The organism is Bradyrhizobium sp. 44, assembly GCF_023073095.1.
Taxonomy (GTDB): domain Bacteria; phylum Pseudomonadota; class Alphaproteobacteria; order Rhizobiales; family Xanthobacteraceae; genus Bradyrhizobium.
Genome location: NZ_JADPIY010000014.1, coordinates 1,013,849 through 1,030,777, shown reverse-complemented (window position 1 = coordinate 1,030,777; position 16,929 = coordinate 1,013,849). Strand labels below are relative to the sequence as shown.

General features: G+C 60.7%; 18 protein-coding genes and 1 pseudogene. 11 read left to right on the top strand and 8 right to left on the bottom strand.

The window, feature by feature from the left end; all coding sequences use genetic code 11:
- Positions 1-124: 124 nt before the first annotated feature.
- From cobS to IVB41_RS15700, 5 genes are all read left to right on the top strand, one after another.
- Positions 125-1,123 carry a cobaltochelatase subunit CobS gene (gene cobS / locus IVB41_RS15720; protein WP_007599232.1) on the top strand — a complete coding sequence of 333 codons (999 nt, stop codon included), beginning with the start codon at positions 125-127 and terminating at the stop codon, positions 1,121-1,123.
- A 160-nt stretch (positions 1,124-1,283) separates the two neighbouring features.
- Positions 1,284-3,188, top strand: a complete 1,905-nt coding sequence (gene cobT, locus IVB41_RS15715; protein WP_247432490.1) for a cobaltochelatase subunit CobT — start codon at positions 1,284-1,286, stop codon at positions 3,186-3,188.
- On the top strand, positions 3,185-4,258 hold the full coding sequence (locus IVB41_RS15710) for an esterase-like activity of phytase family protein (RefSeq protein WP_247432487.1): 1,074 nt from the start codon (positions 3,185-3,187) through the stop codon (positions 4,256-4,258). The genes cobT and IVB41_RS15710 overlap by 4 nt, the downstream gene beginning before the upstream one ends.
- A gap of 128 nt (positions 4,259-4,386) precedes the next feature.
- Positions 4,387-5,499, top strand: a complete 1,113-nt coding sequence (locus IVB41_RS15705) for an NADH:flavin oxidoreductase/NADH oxidase (protein ID WP_247432484.1) — start codon at positions 4,387-4,389, stop codon at positions 5,497-5,499.
- 283 nt (positions 5,500-5,782) lie between these two features.
- Positions 5,783-6,190 (top strand): hypothetical protein, encoded by a 408-nt coding sequence (locus IVB41_RS15700; protein WP_247363061.1) that lies wholly within the window; start codon positions 5,783-5,785, stop codon positions 6,188-6,190.
- 10 nt (positions 6,191-6,200) lie between these two features.
- On the opposite strand, the gene IVB41_RS15695 is transcribed toward IVB41_RS15700, so the two are convergent.
- The 5 genes and pseudogenes from IVB41_RS15695 to IVB41_RS35615 form a co-directional block, all read right to left on the bottom strand.
- Entirely contained in the window at positions 6,201-6,446 is a 246-nt protein-coding gene (locus tag IVB41_RS15695) for a PilZ domain-containing protein (RefSeq protein ID WP_007599245.1), read from the bottom strand.
- 280 nt (positions 6,447-6,726) lie between these two features.
- Positions 6,727-8,085, bottom strand: a complete 1,359-nt coding sequence (locus IVB41_RS15690; protein ID WP_247432885.1) for a DUF2235 domain-containing protein — start codon at positions 8,083-8,085, stop codon at positions 6,727-6,729.
- Between the two features lie 666 nt (positions 8,086-8,751).
- Positions 8,752-9,414 carry a hypothetical protein gene (locus IVB41_RS15685; protein WP_247432481.1) on the bottom strand — a complete coding sequence of 221 codons (663 nt, stop codon included), beginning with the start codon at positions 9,412-9,414 and terminating at the stop codon, positions 8,752-8,754.
- 152 nt (positions 9,415-9,566) lie between these two features.
- Positions 9,567-9,713, bottom strand: a pseudogene (locus IVB41_RS15680) (phospholipase effector Tle1 domain-containing protein); the annotation flags it as partial.
- Between the two features lie 291 nt (positions 9,714-10,004).
- The gene (locus tag IVB41_RS35615) at positions 10,005-10,136 is read right to left on the bottom strand and encodes a hypothetical protein (RefSeq protein ID WP_007599247.1); all 132 of its coding nucleotides are present in this window, start codon (positions 10,134-10,136) and stop codon (positions 10,005-10,007) included.
- Between the two features lie 359 nt (positions 10,137-10,495).
- Here IVB41_RS35615 and IVB41_RS15675 point away from each other — a divergent pair, with 359 nt between their 5' ends.
- From IVB41_RS15675 to IVB41_RS15665, 3 genes are all read left to right on the top strand, one after another.
- Positions 10,496-10,753, top strand: coding sequence for a hypothetical protein (locus IVB41_RS15675; RefSeq protein WP_027567974.1), 258 nt, complete (start codon positions 10,496-10,498; stop codon positions 10,751-10,753).
- 1 nt (position 10,754) lies between these two features.
- Entirely contained in the window at positions 10,755-11,051 is a 297-nt protein-coding gene (locus IVB41_RS15670) for a hypothetical protein (protein WP_027567973.1), read from the top strand.
- Positions 11,052-11,215: 164 nt separating this feature from the next.
- The gene (locus IVB41_RS15665; protein WP_247432479.1) at positions 11,216-11,494 is read left to right on the top strand and encodes a DUF1488 family protein; all 279 of its coding nucleotides are present in this window, start codon (positions 11,216-11,218) and stop codon (positions 11,492-11,494) included.
- Positions 11,495-11,509: 15 nt separating this feature from the next.
- Here IVB41_RS15665 and IVB41_RS15660 read toward each other — a convergent pair whose 3' ends face one another.
- Positions 11,510-11,944: a hypothetical protein gene (locus tag IVB41_RS15660; RefSeq protein ID WP_247432476.1), complete on the bottom strand. Its 435-nt coding sequence runs from the start codon at positions 11,942-11,944 to the stop codon at positions 11,510-11,512.
- 257 nt (positions 11,945-12,201) lie between these two features.
- On the opposite strand from IVB41_RS15660, the gene IVB41_RS15655 reads away from it, so the two are divergent.
- From IVB41_RS15655 to IVB41_RS15645, 3 genes are all read left to right on the top strand, one after another.
- Positions 12,202-12,822: a bifunctional 2-polyprenyl-6-hydroxyphenol methylase/3-demethylubiquinol 3-O-methyltransferase UbiG gene (locus IVB41_RS15655; RefSeq protein WP_081747867.1), complete on the top strand. Its 621-nt coding sequence runs from the start codon at positions 12,202-12,204 to the stop codon at positions 12,820-12,822.
- 71 nt (positions 12,823-12,893) lie between these two features.
- Positions 12,894-13,646 (top strand): SIR2 family protein, encoded by a 753-nt coding sequence (locus tag IVB41_RS15650; RefSeq protein WP_245287796.1) that lies wholly within the window; start codon positions 12,894-12,896, stop codon positions 13,644-13,646.
- A gap of 2 nt (positions 13,647-13,648) precedes the next feature.
- On the top strand, positions 13,649-14,296 hold the full coding sequence (locus IVB41_RS15645; RefSeq protein ID WP_027567970.1) for a non-canonical purine NTP pyrophosphatase: 648 nt from the start codon (positions 13,649-13,651) through the stop codon (positions 14,294-14,296).
- Here the strand turns inward: IVB41_RS15645 and IVB41_RS15640 are convergent.
- Both IVB41_RS15640 and rpmB read right to left on the bottom strand, forming a co-directional pair.
- Positions 14,291-15,964 (bottom strand): HTH domain-containing protein, encoded by a 1,674-nt coding sequence (locus tag IVB41_RS15640; protein ID WP_081747866.1) that lies wholly within the window; start codon positions 15,962-15,964, stop codon positions 14,291-14,293. The two genes, IVB41_RS15645 and IVB41_RS15640, sit on opposite strands and share 6 nt — an antisense overlap.
- Before the next feature lie 271 nt (positions 15,965-16,235).
- Positions 16,236-16,547, bottom strand: a complete 312-nt coding sequence (gene rpmB / locus IVB41_RS15635; RefSeq protein ID WP_027567969.1) for a 50S ribosomal protein L28 — start codon at positions 16,545-16,547, stop codon at positions 16,236-16,238.
- Between the last annotated feature and the right edge of the window lie 382 nt (positions 16,548-16,929).

Below are 16,929 nucleotides of genomic sequence, written 5' to 3'. Positions count from 1 at the left end.
ACGGAACTTTGATTGGGGGGCGGGCTTCTGCCCGCACGTTGTCTCTGATAGGTTCGCGATCGCACCCAGCCGCAGCCAACGTGCAATAACTGGTCTCGGGATCGCCCGGGACCTCGGAGGATTGATGACGACCGCCGCGATGTCCAAAGTTGAGGAAGTTTCCGGTTTGCCCGACATGAAGGTGTCGGTGCGCCAGGTGTTCGGGATCGACAGCGATCTCGAAGTCCCCGCTTATTCCGAAGTCGATCCTCACGTCCCCGAAGTCGATTCCGATTACCGCTTCGATCGCGCCACCACGCTCGCCATTCTCGCCGGCTTCGCGCACAACCGCCGCGTCATGGTCACGGGCTATCACGGCACCGGCAAATCCACCCATATCGAACAGGTCGCCGCGCGGCTGAACTGGCCCTGCGTGCGCGTCAACCTCGACAGCCACATCAGCCGTATCGACCTCGTCGGCAAGGACTCGATCGTGGTCCGGGACGGCAAGCAGGTCACTGAATTCCGCGACGGCATCCTGCCCTGGGCGCTCCAGCATAATGTCGCGCTGGTGTTCGACGAATACGACGCCGGCCGTCCGGATGTGATGTTCGTGATCCAGCGCGTGCTGGAAGTCTCCGGCCGGCTGACGCTGCTCGACCAGAACAAGGTGATCAAGCCGCACCCGGCATTCCGCATGTTCTCGACCGCAAACACCGTCGGCCTCGGCGACACCTCGGGCCTCTATCACGGCACCCAGCAGATCAACCAGGGCCAGATGGACCGCTGGTCGATCGTCACCACGCTGAACTATCTCAGCCATGACGAGGAAGTGGAGATCGTGCTGGCCAAGGCCAAGCACTATCGCACCACGGAGGGCCGTGACATCGTCAACAAGATGGTTCGCCTCGCCGATCTCACCCGCAACGCCTTCGCCAATGGCGATCTGTCGACGGTGATGAGCCCGCGCACGGTGATCACCTGGGCCGAGAACGCCGACATCTTCAGCGACATTGGTTTTGCGTTCCGGGTCACCTTCCTCAACAAATGCGACGAGCTCGAACGCCCCCTCGTCGCCGAGTTCTACCAGCGCTGCTTCAACGCGGAGCTGCCGGAATCGGCGGTGAACGTGGCGCTCAGCTGATCTCTCTCGGTGTCGTCCCGGCCGAGTGCGCAATTGCGCACGGGGACCGGGACCCATGCCGCGAGGTCTCTCGGTGAAGCGACGCTGATAGTTTTCCCTGACGCAACAACCGTCGGTGGCTATGGATCCCGGCCTTCGCCGGGACGACGGTGAGATCGAGATGAGCACCACCTCCAACTCCAAGTTCCGCAACACCAAGGAAGCCCCGACCGAGCCGTTCAAGCGCTCGGTGGCCTCCTGCCTGAAGGCGATCGCCAAGGCGCCCGAGCTCGATGTCAGCTTCGCCGCCGAGCGTCCCGGGCTCGCGCCGGGCAAGGCGCGGCTGCCCGAACCCGCGCGAAAAATGACCAGGCGTGATGCCGCGATCGTGCGCGGCCACGCCGATTCCATCGCGCTCAAGCTCGCCTGTCATGATCCAAAGCTGCATCGCAAGCTGATGCCGGGCAATCCGCAGGCGCGCGGCGTGTTCGAGGCGGTGGAGCAGGCCCGTGTCGAGGCGATCGGCGCGCGGCGCATGGCGGGCGTTGCGAAAAACCTCACCGCGATGCTCGACGACCATTTCCATCGCGGCAAGTTCGACGAGATCACCGATCGCGCCGACGCGCCGCTCGCCGACGCGCTGGCGATGCTGGTGCGCGAACGCCTGACCGGCATGGCGCCGCCCACGGCCGCCAAGAAGATGGTCGATCTCTGGCGTCCCATCCTGGAAGACAAGATCGGCAGGCGGCTCGACCGGCTCGATACCGTGGTCGAGGACCAGACCAGGTTCGGCGATGCCGTGCATGATCTGCTGACGGCGCTGGAAATCGGCGACGAGCGCAGCGCCGACAGCGAAGACAATGACGAGAACGACGAGAACCAGGACGGCGACAACGATCAGTCCGGTGCCGAGGGCTCGCCCGATTCCGACGCCGCGCAGGAGATGAGCGCCGACCAGGCGCAGGCCTCGAGCGAGGAGATGAGCGAGAGCGCGATGGAAAGCGCGCAGGCCTCGACCTCCGACACCTTCGACGACGGCGAGCTCGGCGACGACGAGACGCCGGGTGAGGCGACGCGGCCGAATTCGCACGGCAAGAACGAGCCGCGCGGGCCGGAATATCATGCCTTCGCGCCGAAGTTCGACGAGGTCATCGCCGCCGAGGACCTCTGCGACCATGACGAGCTGGAGCGGCTGCGTGCCTATCTCGACAAGCAGCTCGCGCATCTGCAGGGCATCGTCGCCCGTCTCGCCAACCGCCTCCAGAGGCGCTTGATGGCGCAGCAGAACCGCGCCTGGGAGTTCGATCTCGAAGAGGGCATTCTGGACCCGGCGCGGCTGTCGCGCGTGGTGACCGATCCCTATCACCCGCTGTCCTTCATGCACGAGAAGGAGGCGACGTTCCGCGACACCGTGGTGACGCTGCTCTTAGACAATTCCGGCTCGATGCGCGGGCGCCCGATCACGGTCGCGGCGACCTGCGCCGACATCCTCGCCCGCACGCTGGAGCGCTGCGGCGTCAAGGTCGAGATTCTCGGCTTCACCACGCGCGCCTGGAAGGGCGGGCAATCGCGCGAGGCGTGGCTTGCCGCCGGCAAGCCGGCCAGTCCGGGCCGTCTCAACGATCTCCGCCACATCATCTACAAGTCGGCGGACGCCCCGTGGCGCCGTGCGCGAAAAAATCTCGGCCTGATGATGCGCGAGGGGCTGTTGAAGGAGAACATCGACGGCGAGGCGCTCGACTGGGCGCACAAGCGCCTGCTCGGCCGGCCCGAGCAGCGCAAGATCCTGATGATGATCTCGGACGGCGCGCCGGTCGACGATTCCACGCTGTCGGTCAATCCCGGCAACTACCTCGAGCGGCACCTGCGCCACATCATCGAGGAGATCGAGACCCGCTCGCCGGTCGAGCTGATCGCGATCGGCATCGGCCACGACGTGACGCGCTATTATCGCCGCGCGGTGACGATCGTGGACGCCGAAGAGCTCGGCGGCGCCATCACTGAAAAGCTCGCCGAACTGTTCAGCGAGACCAACACCGCGCCCACGCAACCGGCCGGCCGCCCGCGACGCAAACTGCATTCGTGAGCAATCATCGATCCCGCCGCAGCTTTATCGGCCACGCGGCGGCGGGATTTTCCACTTTCGCACTGTCTCGCCTGGCGCAGGCGCAGCCTGCGCCGAAGCCGGCGCTGATCGAGCACGCCGTCGCAGCGCCCGTCGGCATCGAGGTCAACGCGCGGCCGATCCCCAATTTCGAGCCGCGCGACCGCGCGCGCACGCGGTTCGGTTCGCTGGACTATCGCGGAGGCCTGGTGCTGACCTCGCCGCATCGCGGCTTCGGCGGCCTGTCCGGCTTCCGCTTTCTCGACACCAAAGGCGAGCGCTTCCTCGCGGTCTCCGACCAGGGCACCTGGTTCACCGGTCGCATCCGCTATTCCGGGCGGAGCATGACGGGTCTCGACGACGTCGTGGCCGCGCCGGTGCTCAATGCGGAGGGGCGGCCGATCACGGAGAAGCGGCTGTGGTACGACACCGAGGCGCTCGCGCGCGACGGCGACCTCGTCTATGTCGGGCTCGAGCGCGTCAACCAGATCATGCGGTTCGATTTTGCGAAGGGCGGCACAAGCGCCCGCGGCGAGGTGCTGCCGACGCCGCCCGCGGTGCGAAAGCTGCCCTATAACAAGGGGCTCGAGGCGCTGGTGTTTGTCCCCAGGGACATACCAAAGGGGCAGCCGCTCGCGGGGACCTTGATCGCGCTGTCGGAAGGCGGCTTCGATGCCGACGGCAATCTGATCGGCTTCTTGATCGGCGGCCCGACGCCGGGCCAGTTCAGCATTCGCCGCACCGACCAGCAGCTCATCAGCGACGCCGTGCTGCTGCCCTCGGGCGATCTCCTGATCCTCGAACGAAAATTTTCCTGGTTCACCGGCGTCGATATCCGCATCCGCGCGATCCCCCTGAAATCGATCGTGCCGGGCGCATTGGTCGACGGCCCTGTGCTGTTCAAGGCCGATCTCGGCCATGAGATCGACAACATGGAAGGCATCGATGCCCACGTCACCGCCGACGGCGAGACCGTGCTGACGCTGGTGTCCGACGACAATTTCTCGATGCTCCAGCGCACCCTGCTGCTACAGTTCGCGCTAGTGGAGTAGGGCGCCCTCGGCGCGCGGCCGCAATGCATGACGCTACGGGCGGCCATTCCCCCGGCGCGGCTGGCAATCCGCGTTTCCCTCACTAAACTCCCCTGCATCGCCCTCCCTCCCTTTCGGAACTCCCCCGCATGAGCGCCCTGTTTTCCCCGATCAAGCTGCGCGGCCTGAATTTGAAGAACCGCGTCGTGGTGTCGCCGATGTGCCAATATTCGGCCGAGGACGGCGTTCCCACCGACTGGCACTTCACCCACATCAACAATCTCAGCCTGTCGGGCGCGGCGATGTTCTGCATCGAGGCGACCCATGTCGAGGCGATCGGCCGCATCACGCCGGGCTGCCTCGGGCTCTACAGCGATGCCGCCGAGGCCGCGCTGAAGCAGATCCTCGCCTCGGTGCGGAAACATTCTTCCACCGTCGTCGCGATGCAGCTCGCGCACGCGGGCCGCAAAGCCTCGAGCGCGCGGCCCTGGGACGGCGGCCAGCTGATCCCGCAGAGCGAGGGCGGCTGGCAGACCGTGGCGCCGTCGGCGCTGCCGCACAAGGAGGGCGAAGCCGCGCCGCTGGCGCTCGATGCCGCCGGCCTCAAGCGCATCCGCGATGCCTTCGTCGATGCGGCGAAACGCGCCGATCGCATCGGCATCGACGCGATCGAGCTGCACGGCGCGCACGGCTACCTCCTGCATCAGTTCCTGTCGCCGATCTCGAACAAGCGCACCGACGAATATGGCGGCTCGCTGGAGAACCGCATGCGCTTCCCGCTGGAGGTCTACGACGCGGTGCGCGCGGTGTTCCCGCACGACAAGCCGGTCGGCATGCGGGTGTCGTCGACCGACTGGGTCGACGGCGGCTGGGATCTGGCGCAGACGATTGAGTTCGCCAAGGCGCTGAAGGCGCGCGGCGTCGACTGGATCGATGCCTCCTCCGGCGGCGTCTCGCCGCTGCAGAAGATCGCGCTCGGCCCCGGCTATCAGGTGCAGTTTGCCGAAGCCATCAAGCGCGAGACGGGATTGCCCACCATCGCAGTCGGCCTGATCACCGAGCCGAAGCAGGCCGAAGACATCGTCGCATCCGGCAAGGCCGACATGGTCGCGCTCGCCCGCGGCTTGCTCTACGACCCGCGCTGGGCCTGGCACGCGGCAGCCGAACTCGGCGGCGAGGTCGAAGCGCCGCCTCAATTCTGGCGCTCGCAGCCCTCGACCCAGAAGGCGTTGTTCGGCAAGACGACGTTCGGGGCGCGGTGAGGGGGTGCCTGATTGTGGTGCGAGAGCCGAGCCACAAACTCGTCATTGCGAGGAGCCCTTGCGACGAAGCAATCCAGACTGCGTCCGCTGAAAGAGCCTGGATTGCTTCGCTGCGCTCGCAATGACGGTCGGGGAGGCATGCGCCCACGCAAAGGTCGCCGCGCTGTGCGTCCTTTGGTCCTGAACCACCCCCCGCCTCACGCATCCGTAAACCCTCTCAGCTTCCACCTCCGCCAAATCTGGCCTAACCTCACGCGCGTCCAACTCCTCGCGGAGGCCCGCCATGCGGTTTCGTGTTCGAAAGGCTGCCCACGTCATCGAGCGCGTGGGGCTTGCGATGGCGGGCGCGGCGTGCGGGCTGTTCGTCGGCGCTTACGTGGGATCTGCTATACCCGCGCTCACCACCGAGGGCTTCCTGCTGCTGATGATGGTGCTGGGCTTCGTCGGCTTCTATCTCGGCATCGACACGCCGCAATTGCCGTTCGACGAGGCCCACGGCGACATCGACGCCGCGGAACTGTTGAGCGCCGCCGGCACGCTCTGCGCCACGCTCACCGCGCTCGCCTCCGTCGCCATCATCGTGCTCCGCCTCGAGCCGCATATCGCCTGGAGCTGGTTCGCCTTGTTCGGCTGGATCGCCGGCGTCGCGATGCAGATCGTCGCGGGCGCGAAGGCGCGGATGCGGACGTAGGGAGACCGTCTTAAAACACCACGCCCACCTTCGTGCCGCGCTTCCACGCGACGCGGCAGCGCTTCTTGGTGTTGACGTGCAGCAGCTCGAACCGATCGGGAATCTTCACCTGGCCGCCGAGATCGACGCAGGCGCCGCCCGGCGAATAGTCGATCAGCGTGCAGGGGATCACCGGCGCGCGCGGGTCGGTGATGATCTTGGCCTGGCGGGACACGAGGCCCGCGGGTTTGACGCGGGCATGTCGTCGCGGATGCATTGGCACTCTCCTCCAATTTCCGCGGATGGCGCGGGTGGTCAGGGCACCATGATGAACGAGAGGTGATTCGATCCGGCTAAAGCGGGGGCGATAATTTTAATGAATATTGGTGGTAGCCTGGTGGGGTGGGGTGGGGCGGGGCCTGCTTCGCAGGCACGACAGGGATGGTGTCGTGCGACGCTGCCTCAACCATCGTCATTGCGAGCGCAGCGAAGCAATCCAGACTGCCTCTGCGGAAAGATTCTGGATTGCTTCGCTGCGCTCGCAATGACGAGTGGGCTCACCCCACCACGATCTCCCCCGCCTCCGCCGCCATGCCCACATGCGGCGGCAGCGGCATCGGCACGGTCACATAATCCTTCGGCAGATTCACCGGCCGATAGTCCGGCTCCACCGCCATCCGCTTCACCACGCTCTCATGCACATGCGCGCCTTCGGGGATGGGGCGCGGTTCGCAATCGGGGATGTAGAGCCCGAGAAACACTTTCCGTTCCGGCCATTCCTTGTAGGTCGCGCTCTTCGGCAGATACTCCAGCACGCGCCACAGCGCCGTCATCGAATCATGAAGCTCGCCCGTCTTGCCGGTGTAAGCCGGCGGCACGTATTGGAACGGCGAGTTCGTGCGCTGGACGCCCCAGGCGAGCTGGTTCACCGTGCGCGGGTTGAAGTTCAGCCCGGCCTTGGTCGCCTCCTCGATCATCCAGAGCAGCGGATATTTGGACTCGCCGCTCTCGGCCTCCGGATAGCCGCCGCCGACGTCGCAATGCACGCCGGCGAACCACACCTGCAGGATGTCCTGCGGCTCCTTCTTGTCGTCGGGCACGAAGCGGTTGCGCCAATAATCCTGCGGCTCGTCATACTGCTTGAGGCGGAACATGCAGCGCCGCTCGTCGATGGCGATCGCCTGGCGGAAGATGTTGACGCTGGGATTGCGCAGCGTGAAGGCGAGCTCCTCAAAGCTCGGCAAATAGAGCCGGTCGGCGCGCGGCACGATCACGCTCGCCACCGTGTCCCAGACGCCGATGAAGTGGATGGTCGGCCAGCGCGACGAAGTAATGCGTGCGAACTGTGCGGCGAGATCGAACTTGTTTTTCGGCAGCGGCCCGTTGTCGTCAAAACCCTCATCGATGAGGTCGCTGACATCGTTGCCGCGCCCGGTGCCGGAATATTGCTTGTAAGCGACGAGGCCACTGCCTGCGAGGTTGGCCTGCTCCGGCGAGATCAGGCCGATCTTGTGGATCAGCCCCGCCAGCACCCGCACGGTATAGGCGCCGCGCGAAAAACCGAACAGGTAGATCCTGTCGCCCGGCGCGTAGTGCTGGACCAGGAAGCAATAGGCCGACAGCGTGTTGTCATCGAGCCCGTAGCCGGTGGCGAGCCCCAGCACCAAATTGACGTTGGCTTTCCAGCGGTGCCACGTCGACGGCTCCGTCACCGTGCCGACCCCGGGATCGTAGAACACCTTCTGCCGCGGCCGCGTCTTGTCGGTTTTGCGCAGGCAGCGATAGAGCTTCAGGACGTTGGAGATGTTTTCGGAAATCTCATTGCCGGTGCCGTCACAGCAGATGACGAGGTTCTTCGGCTCTGGAAGTTCTCGACTTAGATCCGCTGGACTGCTGCTATGATGCTCTTTCTGAATATTCTTTCTGTAGGTATCTGAAGTGCTTTCGCGTTCTTGGTCGAGCTCAAGCCCATACATTAATCTTATTGCTTGAGATACCTTCCCTTGGTCCTTTGGTGATAGCTTTGGAGCTACCGCGGAAATGAACTCGTAAAGTCTGTTGCCGAATTTCCTTCGAATCCCCTCTAGCCTTGGAATCAAATGCTCCGAATCCAAAAGCTCGTCACCGGCCGCCTCTACAAACGCCCGTTTGACATTTACGAAGCTTTCGTTTGCGGAAATGAGAGTAAGCCATTCACCTGTGTACTCCCGTCGCAACTCACGATCGGCGTTTAGAGCCGCAATCGTTGGCGGGAATCCGAGATCCATCAGAGCGAGCATAAGCATCAATCGCGCCTCGCCGTTTAGGACAGCCGGCTCGGCAAGTAGAATTCTAAGTGAATCGGCGAGGCGCCGATCTTTCAACTGCAATTGAGACACTATCTTGCGGCCCAATCGAAGATATCGGCCGCCATCGCGAACAAGCTGAGGATAAAGATTGATCAGATAGTTTATGAGGCCTTCTCGATCATCGTCATCGGACGCGCGCTCGATCGCCTCATCTAAAGGCGTTTTGCCCGAAGAATCTTGCATGCCTTGCGCGGTAACTTGGAGGCTAGCCCCTATGTAATCGAATGGCATCCTTTAGGTCGCTCTTAGCTGGGTTATTTTCTTGACCTCGCCGAATTTCGGTGAGCCGGCAACTAACTCTTCCAGTCCTTCCAGAAGACACATGGCCGGCGTGCCGACTAAAGGAAGGGTCTTTCCATTAGGTCGCCAATATTCGTGCATCTCCCAGTTTACATCAATGAAGATGGCTGCGCGCGGATGCTGAAGTGTAGCGTGATCGATTTCGAAGCCAACATAATTGGAGCCAGTACGGACGTACTGAAGGCCCAATCGCCACGGCAGACACCCGGCGTTGCTGGAAAATGGAGCAGCATTGCGTGGCGCCGCGCGAAAGTACCAGCCATTTTCTAAATCGATCCTTTGATCTTTGATGAAGGTATCGAACCAATAACTTGCTGCGGATTCCTCTATCGTCGACGGCTCCTTAAGTAGCCATTTAACGAATTCAGTTACTTCGGAGATATCGAGTTCGAGTAGATCGGCTATATGAGCGATAAAACGGGCTCGATATCGCACTCGTCCTACTAGATCGTTTGCCTCAAAGGTCATCGTGTGATTTGGAAAGCTCTTGTTGCTTTGTACTGAGAGTCGCCACTCTTCGTATATGCGCTTTGCGTCCGGCTCATCTTTGGCCATAGCTAGGGTGCGGAGGACGTCATCCTTAAGCCCATCAGGCATCAATTCGTCGCAATCAATATTTTCGAAGCATTGTGGTTGAACATAGGTGGGGCAATTTCGGACCACGTAAAGATGTCCCTAAAATAAGGCTACTGGGTTGTCTCGCACTATATTCGCTGCCCTTTTTTGCAGTCAACGAGCCCGCGTCGATACGGCTTCGTCTTGTCGGTCTTGCGCAGGCAGCGATAGAGCTTCAGGACGTTGGAGATGTTCTCCGAGATCTCGTTGCCGGTGCCGTCACAGCAGATGACGAGGTTCTTCGGCTCGGATGTGTGGTCGGCGTTGCGCTCGTGCTCCACAGGATGCCCCTCCCGCTGATGCTACCCGGGCGAGTATAGCGGAAAAGGGTGCGGAGAGGGAGATGGTGCTTCTTCCCCTCTCCCCTTGCGGGAGAGGGTGGATCGCCGCGAAGCGGCGAGACGGGTGAGGGGTCTCTCTCCGCGCGCGAATCTCCCGCGTCGGAGCTCCGCGGAGACAGACCCCTCATCCGGCGCCATAGCCGATGCGAAGCATCGGCGTTTTCAAGAACGGCGGCCGAAGACCGCCTACGCCACCTTCTCCCGCAAGGGGAGAAGGGAAAACAGCGCCCGCTACTTCTTCTTCTGACCGATCTCCGGCTGCCACGCCGCATCCTTGCGGCTCGGCGCTGCGGCGCTGGTCTTGATCTTGTCCTTCTTCGGCTTCTTGGTCTCGCGGTTGCTGCGTTGCTGTCCCTTGGCCATGACGTCGTCTCCTCCTGGGTTTCGAGTTCGTCCGCGTGCGAGATCGGCGCTGCAATGGTCACTGGCGGGGCTGTAAGATGCGTCCGCCGAGCCATTGAAGATCGCCGCCGCGCACACGAGGCGCGAAAGATGCAGCGCAACATCGACGCGCGGCAATTGCGTGAGCTGCGCTGACGTGGTCGAGCGTACGCCCGCGCCATGCCGATTGCGAGGACTAAAACGCCGCGCGCGAGCGCCGCGCTTGCGCCTTAAGTCCCGGCCCGCGCTGACATAATGCTGGCTATTGCCGCGCAAGAAGCGCATGCTTCGCCACAGCTGGCGTCGGTTCGGGGCCCCTTCTTTGCGAAAGGCAGGCGCGCATGACCATCCGCTCGCGGCGAGAAACCATCACCTTCAAGCATCCATTCCACATCCGCGGCCTCGATCGCGAATTGCCGGCCGGCGCCTATGAGGTCATCACCGACGAGGAGATGATCGAGGGCCTGTCGTTCGCGTCCTATCGCCGCGTCGCCACCATGATCACGGTCCCCTCCGAAGGCGTGCGCGGTGCGACGGAAATGCTGTCGATCGGCTCGGTCGACCTGGCGGATGCCCAACGTATCGACGCGAGTGCCTGAAATGACTGACATCCCGGTCGATCTCGACAGCCACCGCGGCATGGCCGCCCAGAAGGCAACCGATCTGCGCCGCGCGCTGGCCGATGTCGAGGCCCAGGTCAGGGAGCTGCGCGAGCGCGAGGCCGATCTCGAAAACCGCATGATGTCGGTGCCGGCCGCGTCCTGGCCCGAGGCCGCCGTGAAGGCCCGCCATCTGCTCAACCTCTATGCCGCGGGCCTGCCCGCCGAGGACACCCGCCACCGCGCGCTGGTGACCGCGCTGTTCGACGATTTCGCAAGGCTGAACGGCGACGGCTGACGCGGGCCAACTCAGGCGTCGTCCCGGCCGAGTGCGCTATTGCGCACGGAGCCGGGACCCATAGCCACCGAAGCGCATTGTTGTGCACCCTTGTGCCACAGCGTGCTTCGATAACGCTGACCGGCGTCCCCGTGCGCGACGCGCGGACGCAAAAGGAGTACCCCATGACACTCACCACCAGCCGCTTCATCGCCCACGACCAGGACCGCGGCATCGTCCAGTTCTCGATGCAGGACGGCCCCAAGGAGATCGCCTGCGCGATCTCGACCTCCGCCATGGACGACCTCGAGCGCGGCCCGCGCGCCAGGCCCAGCGAGCGCGAAGAGCAGTTCACCCGCCTGCGCGAACGCATCGAAGCTTGCACCGGACGGAAGTATCAGGCGACGGAGTTCGAGGGGACGCCGCCGGGCATCGTGCTGCGGAGCATTGATTTTCGGGGGTAGGGGGAGCGAGGACGCCTACTTCGGCGGTTCCTGGGGTTTGCCCTGGAATTGAATGTTGCACTTCTTTGCGATCGAGGCCTGCTCGACCGCAATCAATTGTCCCTTCATCTGCGCAAGTTCGGCCGCAGCCTGTTTGTCGCCGCCGACCAGGAACGCCGCGGGCCAGAACACAACGACGGCAACGCCCGTCGCGACCTGATCTTTGGTGCGCTGGCTGTCTTGAACGCCGGAGAGGGTCGCAGCTCTAGCGGATACCGACTGCGCCTCAAGCGCGAGCTGCTGGCAATTGTACTGTTGATATTGCACCGGCGAGACGTAAGCCGCCGATATGTCAGATGAAGACGACGCGCAGCCAGCAAGTGCGGCCGCAAGGACCGCCAGGCCCAAATTACGCATCAGAAGAATCCCCCCGGAAAGTTGCACAAAAGCGCAACCACTGCGGGAGATCAATAAGACCTTGGCTTAGCTAGTAACACTACGGGGTGGCTCGTTGCGCGGCGGCAACTGTGGATCGACAATTCTGAGTCTTGGATCGTCGCCACCTCGCATGAGCGTCCGGTTCTCTCTGCAGGACGGCGCGAAACGAGCTCGCCTGCGCGAACTCGACCTCCGCCGGGGACAGGGTCTTTCTCGATCAACCGCTGATTGCGTTGGTCCGGCAGTATCCCTAAGCTATCTGCTTCTGATTCAATCCATATTGCAGGCAAATGACAAGAGACAGCGGCGGTTACGATGAAGGCTATTCGTCGAGTGATTGCTTTTGGGGGACGTCCCCCGGCTCTTTAGTGAAATCGTTTCTCGAAGAGCATCGGGATTTACGTGGAATTCGCGTACTCGACTTAGGTTGCGGGGAAGGGAAGAACGCCGCCGCATTTGCTCAATGCGGCGCAAGCGTAACAGCAGTTGATTGCTCCGCGAAGGCTATAGAAAATGGTCGGCGCTCGTTTCCAGACCCGCGAATTGAATGGCTCGTCTTAGACGGAGGGGCTTATCTTACTAGGGATGAATTATTTGATGTGGTTGTGCTCTATGGCTTAGCGCACTGCCTTAGTTCGTCTGAAGAGATATCCTCACTGATCCAAACGGCGCTGCTGAGGACACGGCTTGGCGGGTATCACTTCCTTGTTTCATTCAATGATGGGCCCCATGATTTATCTGCCCATCCGAACTTTTCGCCAACCCTACTGGCTCATTCGTTTTATGTGGAGCAATACGGAGGCCACACGGTCTTGGCTGAGTCTGACTCGATCATTCACGAGACGCATCCCAATAACAACATCCCGCATTTTCACAGTCTTACTCGCTTAGTAGTGAAGAAGGTTCGATGACCTGTCCCCCCGATCTTCGAAGACTATACCGCGATAGGCGCGTCGTCCCGTTCGTCGGCGCAGGAGCGTCAATGTCAGTTACCTGGGACGGAGGAACCAAGAGGGGGCCGTCCTGGGAAGCGATGGTGGACCAAGCAGCGAAGTTGATTGGCTGTAATGACGAGAATTTGCTGCGGATGCGGGGAAGTGACCTCCAAATCTTGGAGTACTTCAAGATTTTGAACCGCGAACTCGCACCGCTAACGAATTGGCTTTCGCTACAATTCGCTGAAGCGACGGATGCAGACATTCTTGCTTCGCCGGTGCATTCAGAGTTGGTCCAACTGGATCGTTGCAGCCTCTATTATACAACAAATTACGACGATTTTATCGAACGAGCTCTAAAGAAGAGCGGACGAAACACGCACATCGTATCGGGCGAACACACAATTGCGCATGATCGGTCCGTGATCGAAGTCGTCAAATTTCACGGCGACTTCAATAATCCTCAACAGATGGTGGTCTCCGAATCGCAATACATGGAGCGAATGCGATTGGAAAGTCCAATGGACTTCAAGTTACGGGGCGACATACTCGGTAGAGCCGTTTTGTTTATCGGGTACAGCTTCCGCGATCCGAATGTGAATTACTTGTTTCACATCGTGAATCGCTTATTTTCCGATCTGCCGAACTCTTCGAGCGGGCGAAGAGCATACATAGTTTTGCCAGAGCCGTCGGAATTCGAGCGGCGCCTATTCAATGAGCGCAACATCGATGTCATACCCGTTGGGGCGGAAGATATTTCAAAGAACGTCGCTGAAGTGCTTCATGAGATGAGAATCTAGTGATGAGCTCCTCTCCCATACAAATCGCGTATTGCTCCTGGAGCGATTACAAGAAGGAGGAATGGGCACTAGCGAAGGACACGATCGAGCTTGAGTATACCGGCAAGACGCTGGGCGAGCTCTTCGATGTTCGCTTTAGGAAGATCGCAACAACGGAGCCGCTATTATGCGATCTTGAGTCTATGGTGAAGTTCAAAGTTGAATCTGCGTATCGACAGATTCAGATACCCTGCATTGTTGAGCATGCAGGGCTCGTTCTGGAAGGCTTCGGGGATAAGTCGTTTCCGGGTGGGCTTACTCAGCCGATGTGGGACTCTCTTGCTCCCGAACAGTTTGTGGCGGCTTGTTCGACGCTCACGACTAGAGCTATTGCGCGAGCTGTAGTCGGCTATTGTGATGGTCTAAACGTCCACACCTTTGTCGGCGAGACCCAAGGCGCTTTGAGTAATTCTCCAAGAGGAACTAGAGAGTTCTACTGGGACACCATTTTTTGTCCTGACGGCTTTGGCGGTCGGACCTATGCGGAGATCGTGAAGGACGACCATTCAGGTCTTGGGGAAAAACTCGTCGTATCGCAATCAATTAAGGCCCTCAAGGCATTCATGACGTATCGCTTGGCCGCTGAACCGTCTTTGTTTCCAGCGCTATGAACGCATTTGCGGCAATAGTTCGTCTAGCGTTCGCCGAAAGGCTTCCATCCCAAAAGAGTTGTAGATGTAGGCGTTTGCTCGGCGCCCCAGACTTGAGATCTCCCCCTCTACTGGGGCGTCGTATACCTTAAGAAAATCGCGATAGCTGAATTTCAGCGTTCCTGCCTCTCTGGCGCGATACATGTCGAACGCGAGATCCGGTGGAGTCTGCACAAAGAGTAGTCCGATCCCGCCAGCGCACTTTCTTTCTAAGTGCTCGAAGGTGTCGAGATTTCGAATTCCATCGACAATCGTACGATTGCCACCTTCGTGCGCGATTTGGCTCGCTATAGCGTCAGCCAACTTCTTAGTGCCGCCTTCCGCGCTGATGAATTTGTATGCTCGAGTTTGAAATTCCTCTCGTCCAATCTCCCCGATTGGAGGTGATTCCATTAGCGCGCGAACCAACTCCCCAGTCTTGATCAAAGAGCAGTGTAAGCGTTGGCTGAGGTAATTGGCGGTCTCCGACTTCCCCGATCCAATTCGGCCAGCGACAACTAAGATGCGGTCGCTCGCGAAGCGAGAGTTACTTACGATTTCGAGTCTTGCTCGCGTGAAGAGAGTGGACGGATAAAAGCGTCGCAAACATAGCTGCGACCAATATTCGAAATCGGTTATGTCTACCTTGTCCTTTGAAAGATCGATCCATCCCAAGCCTTTGATCGATGAATCGCCCTTCTGCAGCTTCTTGGCTGTGTTCCAATCGGGAAGCCATGCACGGTAAACAACGGCAACGTGCCGCCTTCCGACCTCCGAAGAGTCGTCGTTCAGAACTCCCAAACACTCTAGTGGAACGCTCTGAAAGAGATCGATAGTAGGCTTATCTGTAAGACTTGCCTCAGCCGAGACCTTGCGTTTCCGTCTGGTTCGGTCTGGCAAAAAAAGTTCTTCCGCGAGCTCTCTGCGTCCGCAAGCTGACAAACCAAAGTCGGCTCGCGAAAGCATATCGAGATCAGCGGCGCTAACGTGGCCACCGAAGCCAATGCACTTCGATCCTCTTAGAAATTCGGCTGCTCGGCTGAGATAGGATCGCTTGAAGAACAGCAAGCGCTGACCACATTGAACCAAGACGTACGTTATGAATTGCTTCGCGTCGTTGTTGACCTCAGCCTCAGCTCGCCCGAGATAGGTGGTAGTTTTTTCGCTAAGAAGCTGCCCCAGTATCAAGGGTGTATCGGTGTCTATACCCTGAAAGGTCAGGACATCGCGATATGCAGGCTCTGGAACGCACAGAACTTCTTCTCGCGGCGTATTTAGTACACGGCGCTCGGCTACGTATTCAGACTGAACTTCGCCGGGCGCAATGTCCGGTTCACTTACTGGTGCTCCTAGCGAAGCGCGAAGGGTAAAGCGCCCGCGACCGGTTCGAACAAATCGTGAGTCAGTCTTTCTGTGTAGGATGTCCATGCTAAGCCGAGCCTGCATGGATTTCTGGGGTGTGCGACCCATTGTGTGGTCGCCAAAGAGTCCTTGCTCGACTCCTCGATCAACAATCTCACCAGCGCTAAGTGGGACACGAGACTTGCTCAACACAATCTCCGCGACACGAAGAAAGGTTTGTCGTTCACCTTCGACGCGCTCGTCGGTCTGATTCTGCACGGCAACCGTTTGTTTTTGGTAACTATGCATTAGGATGACGTGCTTCCGCTCGGCGAGTGCTCTCTCAAAGCTACCTCGATCTAGGCCGCGCGCGAAGGACGATACGGCCGTCGTTGAGAGGCTCCCAAAAAGTCGTGGCAATTGATGATCTTAGCGTAGCCTACTCCAAGCGAAGCGGCGACATAGACATTTGCACCGCAAAAACAAAAACGGCCGGATCTTCCGATCCGGCCGTCCCGCAAAACTCTCTCCGGCTAAGCCTACGCCTCACGACGCAAGCCCCCGTCCAATTCGAAAACTCTCAGCTCGCCTTCTTCGCCGGCGCGGGCGTCGGGCCGACCTTCTTCTGGATGGCGCGCTTCAGCTCGAGGGCGCGCGGCGACAGCAGGTCGGCCTTGACCTTGAGCAAATAGGGATCGAGGCCGCCATTGTGGTCGACGCTCTTGATCGCGTTGGTGGAGACGCGCAGGCGCACGTTTCGGCCCAGCGCTTCGCTGATGAAGGTCACGTTGACCAGGTTCGGCAGGAAGCGGCGCTTGGTCTTGATGTTGGAGTGGCTGACCGTGTGGCCGACCTGGGGGCCCTTGGCCGTCAATTCGCAGCGGCGAGACATGGTAAAATCCTCAATCTTTCCCAACGATGTGCGGCCGCCATTCGGGGCGCCACGGGCAAATTCTCTGTCCTTGCAGGGAGCGGGCGGACGTATAGGGGGGAAGGGGCGGGACGTCAAGGTTTTGGGGTGGCTGGGACGCCAGTTTCGCGCCCAGCGCTCGGTGTCGTCGCCCGCCTTGCGCACTCGCGCGCCGGGGCGGGCGATCCAGTACTCCGAGCCGGTGCGGCTGACCAGAGGGGCCGCGGCGTACTGGATGCCCCGGTCAAGCCGGGGCATGACAGCGGTGGAGGTGGCGGGGTGAGGTGCGCGCTTCTGACCCGCCCCGATCACCAAAACGGCAATGATTATCGCGTCTTACCATCACATAAAGGGCGTATTCGCG

What these genes read in the sequence shown, in the direction of transcription:
- IVB41_RS15645 (WP_027567970.1), top strand. Translation starts at nt 13,649, where the DNA reads ATGAGCTCCTCTCCCATACAAATCGCGTATTGCTCCTGGAGCGATTAC.
- IVB41_RS15695 (WP_007599245.1), bottom strand. Translation starts at nt 6,446, where the DNA reads ATGCATCCGCGACGACATGCCCGCGTCAAACCCGCGGGCCTCGTGTCC.
- rpmB (WP_027567969.1), bottom strand. Translation starts at nt 16,547, where the DNA reads ATGTCTCGCCGCTGCGAATTGACGGCCAAGGGCCCCCAGGTCGGCCAC.
- IVB41_RS15640 (WP_081747866.1), bottom strand. Translation starts at nt 15,964, where the DNA reads ATGCATAGTTACCAAAAACAAACGGTTGCCGTGCAGAATCAGACCGAC.
- IVB41_RS15675 (WP_027567974.1), top strand. Translation starts at nt 10,496, where the DNA reads ATGACCATCCGCTCGCGGCGAGAAACCATCACCTTCAAGCATCCATTC.
- cobT (WP_247432490.1), top strand. Translation starts at nt 1,284, where the DNA reads ATGAGCACCACCTCCAACTCCAAGTTCCGCAACACCAAGGAAGCCCCG.
- IVB41_RS15665 (WP_247432479.1), top strand. Translation starts at nt 11,216, where the DNA reads ATGACACTCACCACCAGCCGCTTCATCGCCCACGACCAGGACCGCGGC.
- IVB41_RS15650 (WP_245287796.1), top strand. Translation starts at nt 12,894, where the DNA reads ATGTCAGTTACCTGGGACGGAGGAACCAAGAGGGGGCCGTCCTGGGAA.
- IVB41_RS15705 (WP_247432484.1), top strand. Translation starts at nt 4,387, where the DNA reads ATGAGCGCCCTGTTTTCCCCGATCAAGCTGCGCGGCCTGAATTTGAAG.
- IVB41_RS15700 (WP_247363061.1), top strand. Translation starts at nt 5,783, where the DNA reads ATGCGGTTTCGTGTTCGAAAGGCTGCCCACGTCATCGAGCGCGTGGGG.
- IVB41_RS35615 (WP_007599247.1), bottom strand. Translation starts at nt 10,136, where the DNA reads ATGGCCAAGGGACAGCAACGCAGCAACCGCGAGACCAAGAAGCCGAAG.
- IVB41_RS15655 (WP_081747867.1), top strand. Translation starts at nt 12,202, where the DNA reads ATGACAAGAGACAGCGGCGGTTACGATGAAGGCTATTCGTCGAGTGAT.
- cobS (WP_007599232.1), top strand. Translation starts at nt 125, where the DNA reads ATGACGACCGCCGCGATGTCCAAAGTTGAGGAAGTTTCCGGTTTGCCC.
- IVB41_RS15685 (WP_247432481.1), bottom strand. Translation starts at nt 9,414, where the DNA reads ATGCCTGATGGGCTTAAGGATGACGTCCTCCGCACCCTAGCTATGGCC.
- IVB41_RS15670 (WP_027567973.1), top strand. Translation starts at nt 10,755, where the DNA reads ATGACTGACATCCCGGTCGATCTCGACAGCCACCGCGGCATGGCCGCC.